This is a genomic window from Paraburkholderia silviterrae (genome assembly GCF_004353915.1).
GTDB lineage: Bacteria > Pseudomonadota > Gammaproteobacteria > Burkholderiales > Burkholderiaceae > Paraburkholderia > Paraburkholderia silviterrae.
The window spans coordinates 30886-47373 of the sequence record NZ_SMRP01000031.1; the positions used below are offsets into that span (position 1 = coordinate 30886).

Annotated in this window: 12 protein-coding genes and 1 pseudogene; 7 read left to right on the plus strand and 6 right to left on the minus strand. The window is 65.0% G+C overall.

Annotated elements, in window-relative coordinates; all coding sequences use genetic code 11:
- Window positions 1-2: 2 nt before the first annotated feature.
- The 3 genes and pseudogenes from EYW47_RS34460 to EYW47_RS34470 all read left to right on the plus strand — a co-directional run.
- Window positions 3-227: pseudogene (locus EYW47_RS34460) on the plus strand (MFS transporter); the annotation flags it as partial.
- A gap of 290 nt (window positions 228-517) precedes the next feature.
- Window positions 518-1048, plus strand: coding sequence for a histidine phosphatase family protein (locus tag EYW47_RS34465; protein ID WP_240764042.1), 531 nt, complete (start codon window positions 518-520; stop codon window positions 1046-1048).
- A 186-nt stretch (window positions 1049-1234) separates the two neighbouring features.
- Complete coding sequence (locus EYW47_RS34470; RefSeq protein ID WP_133199283.1) at window positions 1235-3043, plus strand: phospholipase D-like domain-containing protein; 1809 nt, start codon at window positions 1235-1237, stop codon at window positions 3041-3043.
- A gap of 185 nt (window positions 3044-3228) precedes the next feature.
- Here the strand turns inward: EYW47_RS34470 and EYW47_RS34475 are convergent, their stop codons facing one another.
- The 6 genes from EYW47_RS34475 to EYW47_RS34495 form a co-directional block, all read right to left on the minus strand.
- The gene (locus tag EYW47_RS34475; protein WP_205710203.1) at window positions 3229-4755 is read right to left on the minus strand and encodes an acyl-CoA-binding protein; all 1527 of its coding nucleotides are present in this window, start codon (window positions 4753-4755) and stop codon (window positions 3229-3231) included.
- 3 nt (window positions 4756-4758) lie between these two features.
- Window positions 4759-6057, minus strand: a complete 1299-nt coding sequence (locus EYW47_RS41115; RefSeq protein WP_165976755.1) for an MASE1 domain-containing protein — start codon at window positions 6055-6057, stop codon at window positions 4759-4761.
- A gap of 349 nt (window positions 6058-6406) precedes the next feature.
- The gene (locus EYW47_RS34480) at window positions 6407-7717 is read right to left on the minus strand and encodes a sensor histidine kinase (RefSeq protein ID WP_240764043.1); all 1311 of its coding nucleotides are present in this window, start codon (window positions 7715-7717) and stop codon (window positions 6407-6409) included.
- Between the two features lie 97 nt (window positions 7718-7814).
- Window positions 7815-8492, minus strand: a complete 678-nt coding sequence (locus EYW47_RS34485) for a response regulator transcription factor (protein WP_133199285.1) — start codon at window positions 8490-8492, stop codon at window positions 7815-7817.
- 40 nt (window positions 8493-8532) lie between these two features.
- The gene (tcuC, locus tag EYW47_RS34490; RefSeq protein WP_133199286.1) at window positions 8533-9837 is read right to left on the minus strand and encodes an MFS transporter; all 1305 of its coding nucleotides are present in this window, start codon (window positions 9835-9837) and stop codon (window positions 8533-8535) included.
- A 148-nt stretch (window positions 9838-9985) separates the two neighbouring features.
- A complete protein-coding gene (locus EYW47_RS34495) occupies window positions 9986-11005 on the minus strand; it encodes an ABC transporter substrate-binding protein (RefSeq protein WP_133199287.1) in 1020 nt (339 codons plus the stop codon).
- Window positions 11006-11243: 238 nt separating this feature from the next.
- On the opposite strand from EYW47_RS34495, the gene EYW47_RS34500 reads away from it, so the two are divergent.
- From EYW47_RS34500 to EYW47_RS34515, 4 genes are all read left to right on the plus strand, one after another.
- Complete coding sequence (locus tag EYW47_RS34500) at window positions 11244-12023, plus strand: DeoR/GlpR family DNA-binding transcription regulator (RefSeq protein ID WP_133199288.1); 780 nt, start codon at window positions 11244-11246, stop codon at window positions 12021-12023.
- 421 nt (window positions 12024-12444) lie between these two features.
- Window positions 12445-13974, plus strand: coding sequence for a glycerol-3-phosphate dehydrogenase (glpD, locus tag EYW47_RS34505; RefSeq protein WP_133199289.1), 1530 nt, complete (start codon window positions 12445-12447; stop codon window positions 13972-13974).
- Window positions 13975-14140: 166 nt separating this feature from the next.
- A complete protein-coding gene (gene glpK, locus EYW47_RS34510) occupies window positions 14141-15646 on the plus strand; it encodes a glycerol kinase GlpK (protein ID WP_165976756.1) in 1506 nt (501 codons plus the stop codon).
- Between the two features lie 123 nt (window positions 15647-15769).
- Entirely contained in the window at window positions 15770-16486 is a 717-nt protein-coding gene (locus EYW47_RS34515) for an MIP/aquaporin family protein (RefSeq protein ID WP_133199291.1), read from the plus strand.
- Window positions 16487-16488 lie beyond the last annotated feature (2 nt).

Consider the following 16488-nt stretch of genomic DNA (forward strand, 5'->3'; position numbering starts at 1 on the left):
GCGGCATCGTCTACATCGCGACGCTGTTCGGCTTCGTGTTCTTCGGACACCAGCTCGGCGGGTTCTTCGGAGTGTGGCTTGGCGCAGTGGTGTTCGACGCTACGCATTCCTATGCGATGCTCTGGCATGGCTCGATCGTGCTCGGCATGATCTCGGGGCTGGTGCACTTGCCGATCGACGACCGGCGTATTGCGCGCGTCGCCATGCAGGGCGTGCAGGCCGCATGAGCGCGAATCGGCAGCGTGGCCGCACGGGCGCACGGCGCGTGCGTGCAGTGCGCACGGTCGCCGCGATGGCGGCATGCGCAGCCCTGGCAGCGCTGGCGGTGCTTGCGTTTGCAGGATATCTCACACCTTCCGCGTTGCTGGCCCTGCTTTCCGGTTTGACGTTTTGCCGGTGAATGGCGGCAGGCAACCGAAACCCTCGACGACCAAGCGGGTCAAATACCAACGTTGACACCAGGTACGACCATTGCGGCCGTGCGCGCACAGAAAGGATGCCATTCCAGAGGGCGAGAATGAACGGAAGAACGTACCCGAAAACCATCTTTATCATCCGGCACGCGGAAAAGCCCGGGGACCCCGCTTCGGATTCGGAGCACGAAGGCATTCATCTTTCCACGCGCGGCTACGAGCGGGCAGCGGCGCTGGCACCGTATTTCCCCGCTACGTTTCCCAGGCCGCATGTGCTGTTCGCGGCAGCGACTTCGAAGCATAGCGATCGCCCTGTCGAAACCATTACGCCGCTTGCTCAAGCTTTGAAGCTCGACATCAAGGCCGATATCGCGGATGCAGACTATGCCACGCTCGCCAACAAGATCCTTTCAGACGGCAAATATGAGGGCAAGGTGTTGCTGATCTGCTGGCATCACGGCCACATTCCCGCGCTCACGCAGAGTCTCGGCGGTGAGCCGCCGCAAGATCCCTGGCCCAATCTGGCTTTCGACCGCGTCTGGCAACTGGACTATCCTTCCGGCGTCGCGCCCGCCTCGGGTCTGCCCGTGCGCAACATTGCGCAGCGACTCCTGTTCGGCGATCAGCCGGACTAACCAAACGTTCATATCCGCACGAGCCGCATAGCGCCTTGGCATGACGATGGCGTGACATCCGCCTCATTGCGCGACCTTGAAACACAACGCGAACCCACGCGGTACCGTGCCGATCCTGCATGCGATCATGGGAGCGCAAAGCCCGGCGAGGTGCCGTGCAATGAACTACCCCAAGGAGCGACACCGATGACGATCGAGTTGCGATGCCATGCCAACTGTAACGACGTATTTCTGGCGTGGCGGGTGACGAACCCCGCCGACGGCGCGATAGCAAGTTGCCTGGGATTTGCAATCGAGGTGAAGGACGCAACCGGCAAGATAGAGGCCATTTCGAATCTCAAGGGTTTCGAACAGGACAAGCCGACGACCGGCGAGACCAAACCCAGCACTGAATGGCCGCTGCAAACCTACAGCTGGACCGCGCATTCGATTCTGGTCGGCACGCGGGTCTCGTTCCGTGTGACGGCCATGACAGGCTCGCCCGGCGCGCTACAGCGCGGCGATTCGAGCGGCTGGTCGGATTGGGTGGTGCTCTCGCCCCAGGCGGACGCGGGCACGGCGGCTTTCTTCAATCGCGGCATGATCCTGTCGCAATTCGTCGCGCGGTACGCGAAGGAACACAATCTCACCACCGTGCCCGAGCTCAAGCGCAATTTAACGAGCGTCGTCGGCGGGCCGCTCATGCAGTTCCTGACGGGCGAATTGGGCAAGGCTATTCGCGGGATCCTGCAGCGTGCGCAACAGGACACGTCCATCGAGCTGTATTGCGCGCTCTTCGAGCTGGACCTGGATGATCTGATCGAAGGGTTGATCGCCGTCGGCGAGCGCGCGCACGTCATTCTTTCGAATGGCTCGGTCAAGCACGCCGGCGATGACGAGAATCAGGCTGCGGCGGCCCGGCTCGCCGGCAAGGTCGATTTGCACCGGCGCATGACGGCGCCCGAGGCGCTGGCTCACAACAAGTTTGTCGTGGTCTGCGAGGACGGCAAGCCGACGGGCGTCTGGACGGGCAGCACGAACTGGACGCTCACGGGCCTGCATACGCAGGTCAACAACGGCATCGCCGTGCAGAATGCCGCGCTGGCCGCGTTCTATTTCGACCACTGGCACGAGCTGGCTGCTGCGGGAAACACGTTTCCGGCGTCGCTCGTGAGCGGCGACGCCACGGTGCGCGGGCCGGTCCCGCTCGCCGGTGCAGCCAGTGGTGCGGATAACGGCGCGGCCAGTGGCGCGAAGCAACGTGCGAACCTCGCGAGCCCACCCGCCGCGCGCGTCTGGTTTACGCCCATCAAGTCGCAGAAGGGCAGCTCGGGCGGCCCCGATATTGCCGAACTGATCGACCTCGTGAATGCCGCGCAGCAGGGCATTCTCTTTGTGATGTTTATGCCGGGCCAGGAGCCGCTCGATTCGATCATCAAGATGCAAAAGAAGGGGATCTATGTTCGTGGCGTTGTCAGCACGCTGCCTCTGGGAACCCAGAACGATCGCTCAGCGACATTCCAGCTGCTCACCTCTTCGGATTTCAAGCAGTACTCCTACGATATCGTTCAGCCGCAGGGCGTGAGCCCCGTGGGCGATTTTCTCGCGACGTTCACTCGGCAGGAGTTTCTGAGCGGCATGGGGTATGCCATTACGCACTCGAAAGTGATCGTGATCGATCCGTTTGGCGCGCGGCCTGTGGTGGTGACGGGATCGCATAATCTTTCCGCCACTGCTAGCCGCAAGAACGACGAGAACCTGCTGATCGTCGAAAACTGTCCGGAGCTTGCACGCGCTTATGCGGTGAACTGCATGAGCGTCTACGCGCACTATCGCTGGCCGGCTTATCAGCACGACATGGCCACGCGCGCTGCAGTTGGCAAGCAGGCGGGCAAGCAGGCGGGCACGGCGGGCGACTGGCTCGATACCACGGGCGCGTGGCAGGCGCGGCGCGAACAGGCGTCCACGCAGGCCGACCTCAAGTTCTGGCTAGAGGACACCGCGTCGCCGCAATGACGACGGACACCGTCGCCGGACTCGGCGACGGCTGCCGCCTCAAAACGGCCGTCGCCTGTATGCGCTCGGAGCGCGAAGCACCTGAGCGCGCCAGCGGCTCAGCCACGACCTCCTCGCAGGCAACATCAGCAATCTGGCCGCCCGCAATCGGCAAGGCAGCACAAACGACAGAACGCTACTAGCCCCTACTGTCTCGCGATACTGCTCGCGAGCGCCACGTACTGCCTCATCGCGCTCTCGCGGGACGTGCCCCGCAATTGCGCCCACGAGTCGTACTTTACCCGGCCGAGCATGTTCGTCACGCCGGGCCGTGCTCCGACGACATCGCCTGAACATGCCTGCTTGTAGAGCGCTCGCAGACGCAGTTGCGTCGACGTTGCGGGCGGGCGCGAGATGGCAACGACTTCCGTGACGGCGTTCTGGAACGCCGCATCGAGTGCCTCGCCAGTCAGGGACAGCTCTGGCGGATTGCTATCGCATTGCGCCGGATCGGCACCAAGGTCGCTCGCAGCCTCGGCCGCGGCACGCCAGAACGCGTCCTCGTCAGCGTGACGATCCGGCTCGTAGTCGACCACGCGAATGCGGCCGTTCCCGAACGCCAGTTGCAGCATCCCACTGGCCTGCAGCCTCGATCCGGCTGCGGCGGCTTCGCAGGAGATCCGCACACGGGCCGTGTCACCTTCGAAAGTTGGGACACCGAAGTCCGTCACGCGGAAAGTGTTCGACGATAGCGTCACGAGCTGCGAGAAAAGGTCGATCAGCGCATTGCGGTCGCCATAGACGCGCGCCACCGGGCTCGACCCTCGCTGGTCCCAACGGACATCGGCGGAAAGCAGTGCAAACACGTCTTCATAACGCTGCTCGCGCATCGCGCTCGTGAAACGCTCGACGAGCGATCGCATCTCGGCCGACGTGCATGGCTCCACCGCGGTGGCGACGTCGGATTCCAGCTCCGTGACGTCAAAGAAATCCAGCACGCTGCTGACAACCTGCTCGCGGTCGTTATCGACGCAAATCATGTGGTAGCTGTTTTCGAGGACGACGACGCGCGCATCGGGCGCGGTACGCGCGATGAACTCCGCCGACCTCAAACTCGTCAGTTCGTCCTCGCGCGCATGCACAACCAGCATCGGGCATTGGACCTTGGACAGGTCGCGCATGACTTGGCGGCGCAGACGATCGACTTCACGGATGCACGCAAGCGGCACCCATGAGTAATGGAAGTTATCGCCGCGCTCGAACTTGGCCTTGATGATGTTGCGCACGAGCGCGTTTTTGATGCCGTAAGGCTCACCCTCTTCGATCTTCATTCTCGAGGGCAGCAACGGCAGCCAGTAGGCAACGTGCCGCGCGGCGCGCCACCAGGGCGTGCTCCATCCATCGATATAGATGGGCGGGGCGAGCGTGACGAGGCGCCCCTTGCTATGCCGCTCGAGCGCGCACAAAGCGGCCGCGAGCAGCGCCCCCATGCACATGCCCATTACGTGAAAAACCTCGTATTGATCGACAAGCTCGCGGTATTTCTCCGTGACCGTATCTATCCAGGCTTCGGCACTCACCGATATCAATGCCTCCGGCGACGTTCCATGGCCCGGCAGCGTCAGCGAATGTGTTTCGATGCCACAACGCTTCAGACGCCGGTGCATCGAGCCGAGATCGAACTGCGTGCCGCCCAATCCGTGGATCAAGAGTGCGCCAATACGTGCAGTCACGGCTTACCTCGTCGAAGAAGGCGGGTGTTGCCAGACGCCAGCGACGAAGGCGGTGGTGCCTCCGTTACCGTCGGACAGCAACGAGCCGATATCGACGAGTTCGACCCAGCCGCTGAGGGCGAGCGAGCTCGAAATACGAAAGGTCAGGTGTGACGGCGCTGGCAGCGCCGTCTCTTCCAGCCTGCTCCAGCGGGCGCGCAAGCGCTCGCGATCGTCCGGGTGCAGACGCGCAACCACTTCCTCGACTGTCGAGAGCGATTGCGCGTCACAGCCCGTCAGACGACGCACGTCACCGTGCCACCGCACGCGCTGGGTCGCCGAGTCGACGGAATAGGCGACCAGCGCGCCACCTTCGAGTGCGAGCTCGAGATCCGTGCGCCAACGATTCGCCTGGAGACAGGCCTGCGCTTCGGATTCGCGCAACGCGTGCACGATCAGCACGAGCATCGCCGAAACGCCGACATATAGTTGCGCTTGCAACAATAACAACGAGACCGGCGCCGACTTCGATGCAAACGGTCCTTCGCCGTGCTCAGTATGGCCAAGGCAGATCAGTGCGAGGGCGAGCACAGCGAGCGTGCCGCCGCGCGCTCCACAGACGACTGAGACGATGACGACGCAGAACATCGGCAAATAGAGCGGACACGCGACACCGGCCGCATCTAACCAGCGTGCCGTCGAGTCATCGAACAGCCACCACGTCACAGCGGCCATCGCGATGAACGAGGCGTAACCGACCAGTTCGCGGTGTGCATGGCGTGGCGCGGAGCGCTTGGGGCTGAACTGCGCCCACACCGCCAGAAGCGGCAGTGTGATGCACACGCCCACGAAGATTGCCGCGCTCCACTGGCACAGCGGTACCAGAAACGGCATGCCCTTCGTCAACGCGAAATAGAGCGAGCCGCCGCCGCCGAGCAGCACGGCGCTCACGACCGCCGCAACGACCACTGCCTGCAGCAGGTGCAAGCCTGCAAGCGGCATGTGCATCCTGCGTACGACCGTCGCGGCGATTAACGGAGCGATGCCGGCCAATGTGCCAAGCACGAGCGACGATGGAACATCGCGGCCTCCGAGGTACGACAGGACGGACTGAAGCAGTGCGAATGCGATCGCGAGCGGGATGCTTGAGCTGGTGCGAGACAGCAGCATGGCCGCAAGGCTGACGCCGGCCGGAAACCAGACGTATGGCGCGAGTGCGGCTGTGTTGACGTTGAATTGGCCCGACAGGGCGCCGGTGGCCAGATAAAGACAAAGCCAGCATGCCGCGTGAGAGAGCGGCATCCTTCGGAGATCAGCATCCATTCCACTGCCGGGGCGAATGGCGATGCGAATCGTGATTTGCGCTTCTGCATCGCAGGAATTAGCGAGAAGTCAACGCAGCTTCTGGCATGGCAATGCTGGAGCCCGTGTCGACAGTCGCACATCCTAGATACGTCTATTTCCGGCGACTTTAGGAATAGTCCTAAATGGAGGCGGGGTCGCGTTAAATCACAGGGCAATCATACGAAGCGCAAAGGCCACGCAGGGTTGCCCGGTATGGATCGCTGGCGCCGGCTTCGCAGATACGGCCACGCGTTAGGGCGCGATAGCGCGATGCGATCCGGAAGAGGGACGCAGTTCAGAGTAAGAAGACGCGTGCGCTGAACGCGCGTTATGCCGGTGCGAACTGCACGACCGCCATGGTCCCGCGCCCTTGTGCGCCGTTTTCGAGCTTCACTTCAGCCCGATGCGCGCGCGCGATCTCGCGCACGATCGCGAGCCCCAGACCGCTTCCGGGCTGAGTCGAGGCCCGGAAAAACGGCTCGAAAACCTTGTCGCGCAGCTCGTGGGCGATCCCCGCGCCCTCATCCGCCACGCTCAACGTGACGAGCCCCGCCGTCACGGCGAGCGTCACCATGACCGCACCGCCCTCGGGCGAATAGCGGATGGCGTTATCGACGAGATTGAACACCAGCACCGAGAGCAACTGTTCGTTGCCCATGACTTCGGCGTACTCGGCGAGCGTGGCCACGATCTCCACGCGCCTGCGCTGCGCGAGCAGCGCGAGTTGCTCGATCACGCCTGTCGCCACCGCGCGCATGTCCACGCTCACGCCTTCGAATTGCGTATAGTCCGCCGCTTCGGCTTGGGCGAGCGTCAGCAACTGATTGGTGAGCCCCACGAGCGAGCGGTTGCTCTGATGCATCGCCTTGAGCGTCTCATGAAGCAGCGCGGGATCTTGCTGGCGGCGCGCATATTGGAGCTGCGTGCCGAGCAGTGTGAGCGGCGTGCGCAACTGATGCGCGGCGTCGGCGACAAAGCGCCGTTGCATCGCGGTCTGCCGCTCGATGATGTCGAGGCACTCGTTAAACGCGCTCACGATCGGGCGCAGCTCGCTGCGTAGCGGCTCGACGTCGATGCGCACCGAAGACGTGCGCACCCGTTGCGGCAGCCCGCGCGCGAGCCGCGTGAGCGGCCGCAGTTCGAGCGTGAGCGCGACGCACACGAGCACGACGGCCACCGTGACGATGGCCGCGAAATAAAACATCTGGGGCCGCCAGAGCGCGGCAACCATGGCGTCGCGCTCGTGCAGCGTGCGGCCGACCGAGACGATCACACGGCGCGTCGCGCCCGCGTCGTACATTTCGCGGATCAGCGAGACCGCGCGGATGGGCGTGCCGCCCACCTGGGCGTCGTACCACTGGGGGGACGTCTCGGGAATGTGTTGGGGAAAGTCGGAGGTGCCCGCAATGATGGGGCCGCCGATTTCCTGCACGCGAAAGAACACCTGGTCGCGGTGCGGCGTGCGCAGGATCTCGATGGCGCTCGGCGAGACCGATGCGCTGAGGTCGTTGCCTTCCCAGCCGATGTCGCCCGCCATCACGCGCGCCGCCGAGAGCAGCGCGTCGTCCTGCAGCAGGTTCGCCGTGCGCCACGCATTGCCTCGCGTGATCAGCCCGGCCGCCGCGATGAACACCGTCATCGGCAGCACGAGCCAGAGTAAAAGGCGTACGCGCAGGCTGTTTGTCGGCCAGTTCTTCGGCCTGCTGACTGGCGTGGTCGTCGGCCCGCTTGCCGGCCTATTCTTCGGCTTCGGCATCTTCGAGCAGGTAGCCCAGCCCTCTGAGCGTGATGATGGTCGCCGTGCTCTTTTCGAGTTTCTTGCGCAGCCGCGAGACGTAGATCTCGATGGCGTCTTCGCTGGTGGGCGCGTCGGCATCGCTCACGGATTCCGCGAGCGCCGCCTTGGACACGGTCTTCTTCGCGCGCAGGATCAGCGTCTCCAGCACGGTGTGCTCGCGCGGCGTGAGCGTGAGCGGCTCCTCGTCCACGTAAAAGCGCAGCGTGTCCATGTCGTAGAGCAGGTTCCCGCAGCGCACGCGGTTCGTGCGCGAGGGCGCCTGGCGGCGCGCCAGCACCTTCACGCGCGCCACCAGCTCGCGTGCGTCGAAGGGCTTGACGATGTAGTCGTCGGCGCCGGCGCCGAGACACACGACCTTCTCGTCGATGGCGCCCGTGGCCGTGAGGATCAGCACGGGCGTGGCGTCGCCGCGCGAGCGCATGCGGCGCAAGAGCGCCTTGCCCGACATGCGCGGCAGATTCAGGTCGAGCAGCACGACATCGTAGGGCGAGGCGCGCAGCGCGTCTTCGGCCGCCTCGCCGTCGCCTACGTGGTCGAGCATGAAGCCGTCATCGGTCAACGTGCGGATGAGCCAATGCGCGAGTTGTTCGTTGTCTTCGACGAGCAGCAGTCTCATGCCTTTTCCGGTCCAGTCAGCCGGCCTTGCAATTGCACTATCAGGCGGCCTTGTACTGTTCGCGGGCGATGCGCGTGCGGTACAGGAACAAGGTTGCCACCAGGCCGCACGCGGCGGCGATGCTCAGCCATGCGCCCGGCGCAGCCTTGTCGCCGGTGACATGAATGAGCCACGTGGAGATCGCCGGCGTGAAGCCGCCCACGAGCGTCGCGAGGCTATAGGCCATCGAAAAGCCCGTGGTGCGCACGTGCACCGGCATCAGCTCGGTCAGCGCGACGACCATCGCACCGTTGTACCACGCATAGAGCGTCGAAAGCCACAGTTCCACGACCAGCAGCGTTGCGAACGAGGGGGCGCCCACGAGCCAGCGCATGGCCGGATACGCGCTGAGCACGGCGAGCACGGTGCAGGCGATCAGCACGGGCGCGCGGCCGACGCGGTCCGACACGGCGCCGGCGATCGGCAGCCAGATGAAGTTCGAGACGCCCACGCAGACGGTCACGAGCAGCGCGTCGAGCGACGAGAGGTGCAGCTCGACCTTGCCGAAGGTGGGGGTGTAGGCGGTGATCAGGTAGAACGAGGTCGTCGTCATGATCACGAGGCCCATGCCCGCGAGCACGATGCCGTAGTTGCTCGCAATGGCGCGCGTGATTTCGCCAAGGCTCGGGTGATGGCGGCGCGCCGTGAACTCATCGGTTTCGCGCAGCGTGCGGCGGATATAGAACAGGAAGGGCACGATCATGCAGCCGACCACGAACGGCACGCGCCAGCCCCAGTCCTTCATTTCGGGAGCGGGCAGGAGGCTGTGCAGCACCACGCCAAGCGCCGCGGCGAACACCACGGCCACCTGCTGGCTGCCCGACTGCCACGAGCAGTAGAAGCCGCGGTTGCCCTTGGTCGCGATTTCCGAGAGATAGACGGACACGCCGCCGAGTTCCGCGCCGGCCGAGAAGCCTTGCAGCAGACGCCCGATCAGGATGATGACCGGGGCGGCCAGGCCGATGGTGGCGTAGCCGGGCACGAAGGCCACGCACATCGTGCCCACCGCCATTAGCCAGAGCGAAAGAATCAGGCCTTTGCGGCGGCCATGACGGTCCATGTACGCGCCGAGCACGATGGCGCCGAGCGGGCGCATCAGGAAGCCCGCGCCGAACACGGAGAGCGCGAGCATCAGCGAGGCGAAGTCGTCGCCGGCGGGAAAGAACGTGCTGGCGATGGCGGCGGCGTAATAGCCGTACACCATGAAGTCGTACATTTCCAGAAAGTTGCCGCTGACCGCGCGAAACACGGTGCGCGCTTTCGATTCTCCCGGCGCGGCGGAGATGGCTGAAGTCATGTTGGACATCCTTGCATGTTGGACGAGCGCACCCCGGCAGCCGTGTGGGCTGCCATGTTGCTCGCCGTGTGGCTTGATCCGTTGGTGAAAACGCGGTTGAAAACGCGGTTGAAAATAAAGCGGCGGTTAGTGGTCGGGGCCGTTTCGCGACTTTTCGCTACTCCGAGCCCTTCACGAATTCGTTTGTGTAGGTCTTCGAAAGATCGACATGCCGGGCCGTCAGTCCCGAGCCTGCCGTCATCAGCACCTTCAGCACGGTTTGCGGCGCGCCGTCGGGCATCAGTCCGTCCTGCGAGAACGCGCCCTGCGCCGAGGCAAGCGCACGCACGTACCCCGCGCGATCGTTGCCGACGACCTCGGGCGGCAGCGCGGCGGCGATCTGCTCGGCCGAATGCGTGCCGATGAAGCGCAGCGCGCGCGTGAGCGCCTGCACCATCTGACCGGTCTCGCGCCGGTGCTCGAGCATCCAGCTGCGTCGCAGATAGAGGCACGCTCCGGCGTAAGGGCCGCCCAGCCAGTGCTGCGTCTCTTCGACCGTGCGCATGTCGACCACCACCCTGGCCGCGCCGCTCGTCAGGAGACGCGTGGCCGTGGGTTCCTCGACCATGCCCGCGTCGATCGTGCCTTGTTCGAACGCCTCGACAAAGCGCGTGTCGGACGCGAGCGGCACCACCGTGTAGTCGCCGGGCGCGACGCCCGCGCGGGCGAGCAGGAAGCGCGTGATCATCCACGTGGAGGCGCCGAATCCTGTTACGCCGAGACGCTTGCCGCGCGCCGCGTTCATCGCGGCTGCGCTGGCCAGCTCGCGGCCGCCTTCCGGACGCGTCGAGGCAAGCTCGGCGAGCCCCGCCGCGCGCTGCAGCACCACCACCGAGAGCACGTCCTGACCGCGGCTTTGCAAGTCGAGCGTGTGGTCGTAGAAGCCCACTGCGCCTTCGATTGCGCCGGCAATCAGTTCCGTCGATGTGTCGATGCCCGCGGGCCCCGAGACCACCTGCACGTCGAGCCCTTCGTCCTTGAAGTAGCCTAGTTGCGAGGCGAGCACGGCCGGCAGATAGACGATCTTCGACATGCCTCCCATCATCAGCCGGATCGGCTCGGCGCGCGCCACCGGGGCGGCCCCAAGCGCGATGCAGAGCAGTAGAGCGCGGCCGAGATGCTGGGCGCCGGAAAGCATGACTGCGTGACTCCTCGTGACCGGCGGTGTGCCGGAATGGGTGGAAGTATAAGAAAGCGTGGCCTTCTGATTGCTTTCCGGCCGGAAGGGATTTTCTCCGTATTTACCCCCGGACGACCGTTCGGCGGACGCCGCGCACGAGGCGCGGCGGCCACGGACGGCCGCTGGCGGGGCGCACGATGGCCGGCGCGACTCCCTTACAATAGTGCCAGTCCCTATCCGCACCCATTACGAGACCATGACACGAGACCCCCGCCTCACCCTCAACGCGCGCCAGCAGGAATTGCTCGAATGGGTGCAGCGCGACGGTTTCGTGACCGTGGACGATCTCGCCGCGCACTTCGGCGTCACGCCGCAGACCATCCGCCGCGACGTCAACTGGCTCGCCGACATGAACCTCCTGCGCCGCTACCACGGCGGCGCGAGCCTGCCCACGAGCGCGGAAAACGTCTCCTACAGCGCGCGGCAGCAGATGTTCCACGAGGAGAAGCGGCGCATCGGGGCGCTCGCGGCCTCGCACATTCCCGATCAGGCGTCGCTCTTCATCAACCTCGGCACCACGACCGAGGAAGTCGCGCGCGCGCTCAACCACCATCGCGGCCTGCGCGTCATCACGAACAACCTGAACGTGGCGAGCATGATGAGCGGCTACCCCGAATGCGAGGTGCTCATTACCGGCGGCATCGTGCGTCCCTGGGACAAGGGCATCGTGGGCGAACTCACGATCGACTTCATCCGCCAGTTCAAGGTCGATTACGCGATCGTCGGGACCTCGGCGATCGAGATCGACGGCACGCTGCGCGACTTCGACACGCGCGAGGTCCGCGTGGCCGAAGCGATCATCCAGCACGCGCGCACCGTTTATCTGGTGACGGATCATTCGAAATTCGGCCGGCCCGCGCTCGTGCGCCAGGGACACCTGAGCCAGATCCACGCCCTCTTCACCGACAAGCCGCTGCCCGCCGAAATGAGCGAGACGGTGGCGCAGGCGGGGACGGCCGTGTACGTCGCGGATTAGGCGCGTTTCAGCATTTCGCTCACATTCTGGCCCTTGGCGCCGGCCGCTAGCTGGCGTTCCTGGCGCTCGCCGAATCGGCGGACCGGTGCTGCTCGAGCATCGCGCGAATCGGTCGGCGCGCCAAAACGAAAACAATACGAACATCATTCGAAGATTTCTGCGTTCGTTTTTGATTCCTTCGGGTAGTCCGCCGACACCCATCTCTACCTGAATTCCTGCTCTAAACTTCGGGAAAACCCCCTTTACTTCGGGCGCTTTCGCCCCCTGATGGCCCTCTTTTCGGGCCTGTCCACCACGGCTCCAAAACGAACTTTACTTTTTCGATTTTGTTCGTTAGATTTCGCATTCGAACATTTCAGGTTCGCTACTGGTCTCGTTTTGGGGCCGCAACGCGAATTGCCAGGACTATCAGGAAACGCAGGTGACTCAACAGAATCGCTACGATCTGCTCGTCGTGGGTGGCGGGATCAACGGCGCGGGCATCGCGCGCGACGCGGCCGGGCGCGGGCTTTCCGTGCTCCTTTGCGAGCAGGACGACCTCGCCTCGCATACGTCGTCGGCCAGCACGAAGCTGATTCACGGGGGGCTGCGCTATCTCGAGTACCGCGAGTTCGGCCTCGTGCGCAAGGCGCTGCAGGAGCGCGAGACGCTGTTGCGCTCGGCGCCGCACATCATGTGGCCGCTGCGCTTCGTGATGCCGCACATGCCCAGCCTGCGCCCCGCGTGGCTGATCCGCATCGGCCTCTTTCTCTACGATCACCTCGCGAAGCGCGAACTGCTGCCGGGCTCGCGCGGGATCGACATGCGCCGCCACGCGGCGGGCACGCCGCTCATCGACACCATCCGGCGCGGCTTCGTCTACTCGGACGGCTGGGTGGACGACGCGCGCCTCGTCGTGCTCAACGCGCTCGACGCGCAGGAGCGCGGCGCGCAGATTCTCACGCGGACCCAGCTCGTTTCCGCGCAGCGCAAGAACGGCGAGTGGCTGGCCATCCTGCGCCGGCCCGACGGCAGCACCTTCGACGTGCGCGCACGCGCCGTGGCCAATGCGGCGGGCCCGTGGGTGGGCGAGGTGCTGCACGGCGCGCTCGGGCGTGGCGCGCAGCATAGCGTGCGCCTCGTGAAGGGCAGCCATATCGTGACGAAGCGGCTCTTCGACCACGATCACGCGTACATCTTCCAGAACCCGGACAAGCGCATCATCTTTGCGATTCCCTACGAGCACGACTTCACGCTGATCGGCACGACCGACGTGGAATACCGCAACGATCCCGCGAAGGTGTCGATCGACGGCGACGAGACGCGCTATCTGTGCGACTCCATCAACCGCTATTTCAAGCGCAAGATCTCACCCGCCGACGTGCACTGGACCTACTCGGGCGTGCGTCCGCTACTCGAAGAAGAGGGCGCGAAGAACGCATCGGCCGTCACGCGTGACTATCGTCTGGAGATGGACGACGAAGGCGCGCCGCTGCTCTCCGTGTTCGGCGGCAAGATCACGACGTTTCGCAAGCTCGCGGAAGAGGCCGGCGACATGCTGTGCCGCGCGCTGGGCAGCGACGCGCCCAGCTGGACCGAGGGCGAGGCGCTGCCGGGCGGCGACATCGCGCACGCGCGCTTCGCGCCCTTCGCCGAAGCCTTCGCCAGACGCTTCGCCTGGCTGCCCGCGCCGCTCGCGCTGCGCTACGCGCGCGCTTACGGCACGCGCGCCGAGCGCCTGATCGGCCATGCTACGTCGCTTGAAGACTTGGGTGCGCAAATTGCCCCTGGCATCTACGAAGCGGAGCTGCGTTATTTGCGCGACACCGAATGGGCGACCTGCGCCGAAGACGTGCTGTGGCGCCGCTCGAAGCTCGGCCTGCACGTGGCGCCAGGCACGCTGGACGCGGTCACGGCCGCGCTCGAATCGTGGTTTGCCGCGAGCCGCGCGCGGACCGCGGTGCCGCACTGAGCATCGCGCGCATCGAGTCACGCACATCGAGTCACGCGCATCGAGTCACGCACATCGAGTCACGCACATCGAGTCACGCGCATTGAGTCACGAACAATCAGCACCACCCCCCCGCGCTGCGCCTCGCGGCGCGCATCACAACTACTTACGGATGGAGATGAGAGACATGCAGGACCAACAGTACATTCTTGCGCTCGACCAGGGCACGACAAGCTCGCGTGCGATGCTGTTCGACCGGCAGGGCCAGATCGTCTCGGTCGCCCAGAAGGAGTTCGAACAGATTTATCCGCGCCCGGGCTGGGTCGAGCACGATCCGCAGGAAATCTGGTCGACGCAGGCGGGCGTGGCGGCCGAAGCCGTCACGCGCGCGGGTCTGAACGGCACCAATATCGCTGCCATCGGTATCACGAACCAGCGCGAGACCACCATCGTCTGGGACCGCGAGACCGGCCACCCGATCTATAACGCCATCGTCTGGCAGGACCGCCGCACGGCCGACTTCTGCGACGAGCTCAAGGCGCAGGGCCTCGAAGCCATGGTGCGCGCGAAGACCGGCTTGCCGATCGATTCGTACTTCTCCGGCACCAAGATCCGCTGGATTCTCGACAACGTGGAAGGCGCGCGCGAAAAGGCACGGCAAGGCAAGCTCGCGTTCGGTACCGTCGACAGCTGGCTCGTCTGGAACTTCACGAAGCACGAGCTGCACGTGACCGACGTGACGAACGCCTCGCGCACGATGCTCTTCAACATCCATACCCGCAACTGGGACGACGAGCTGCTCGAAGCGCTCGACATTCCACGCAGCATGCTGCCCGAAGTCCGTTCGTCATCCGAAGTATATGGGCCGACCAAGACCACGGTGTTCGCTTCGAAGATCCCGCTCGCAGGCATTGCGGGCGACCAGCAGGCGGCGCTGTTCGGCCAGATGTGCACGGCTTCGGGCATGGTGAAGAACACCTACGGCACGGGCTGCTTCCTGATGATGAACACGGGCACCAAGCCCATCGAGTCGAAGAACAATCTCGTGACGACCATCGCCTGGCAGATTGGCGACGAGGTGAACTACGCGCTCGAAGGCAGCATCTTCATCGCGGGCGCCGTGGTGCAATGGCTGCGCGACGGCATGGGCGTGATCAAGAGCGCGGCGGAAGTCGAAGCGCTCGCCGCGAGCGTGCCGCACACGGACGGCGTGTATCTCGTGCCCGCCTTCGCCGGCCTCGGCGCGCCGCACTGGAACGCGCATGCGCGCGGCTCGTTGTTCGGCGTGACGCGTGGCACGACCTCGGCGCACGTGGCGCGTGCGGCGCTCGATTCGATCGCGTATCAATCGCTCGACGTGCTCGCCGCCATGGAAGCCGATTCGGGCATCAGCGTGGGCGAGCTGCGCGTGGATGGCGGCGCGAGCGCGAACAACCTGCTCATGCAGTTCCAGGCGGACCTGCTCGGCGTGGATGCGGTGCGTCCGCAGATTACCGAAACCACCGCGCTGGGCGCTGCCTATCTCGCGGGCCTCGCCACCGGCTACTGGAATAGCGTGAACGAGCTGCAGAGCCAGTGGCACGTGGACAAGCGCTTCTCGCCCGCCATGCCGGCCTCGCAGGTCGACGTTTGCCGCGCGGGCTGGCAGCGCGCGGTGCGCGCCGCCAAGGCGTGGGCCGACGACACGCAGTAACTGCACACCGACGACCAGCAAAAGTATCTCGACCTTAAAAACACAATAACCCGCGGGCGGGCCGCGCGGCCGCGTTGCATCGGCTGCGCGCGCCCGGCCCGGATTCAAAGAGAGACAAATCGAATGTCACCCTATATTGCTGAATTCATCGGCACGGCGATTCTCGTGCTGCTCGGCAACGGCGCGGTCGCCAACGTGCTGCTCGCGAAGACCAAGGGCAAGGGCGCCGACCTCATCGTCATCGTGATGGGCTGGGCGATGGCCGTGTTCGTGGCCGTCTACGTGACCGCGTCGTATAGCGGCGCGCATCTGAACCCGATCGTGACGATCAGCCTCGCGCTCGCGGGCAAGTTCGCATGGTCGAAGGTGGGCGGCTATATTGCCGCGCAGATGCTCGGCGGCATGGCGGGCGCGTTCCTCGTGTGGCTCGCCTATCGCCAGCACTTCGCGAACGAAGCGGACTCCGACGTCAAGCTCGCCGTGTTCTGCACTGCGCCCGCGATCCGCAGCGTGCGGCACAACGTGATCACCGAAGCCATCTGCACCTTCGTGTTGATCCTCGGCGTGCTGTATCTCGCTTCGCCGCAGGTGGGGCTCGGTGCGCTCGACGCGCTGCCGGTCGGCCTGCTCGTGCTCGGCATCGGCATTTCGCTGGGCGGCCCCACGGGCTACGCCATGAGCCCGGCGCGCGATCTCTCGCCGCGCATCATGCATGCGCTGTTGCCGATCCCGGGCAAGCGTGACAGCGACTGGCGCTACGCGTGGATTCCGGTGTTCGGGCCGCTCGTGGGCGGTGTGGCGGCATCGTCGCTGTATCTGTACCTGCACGCGATGCACTGAGT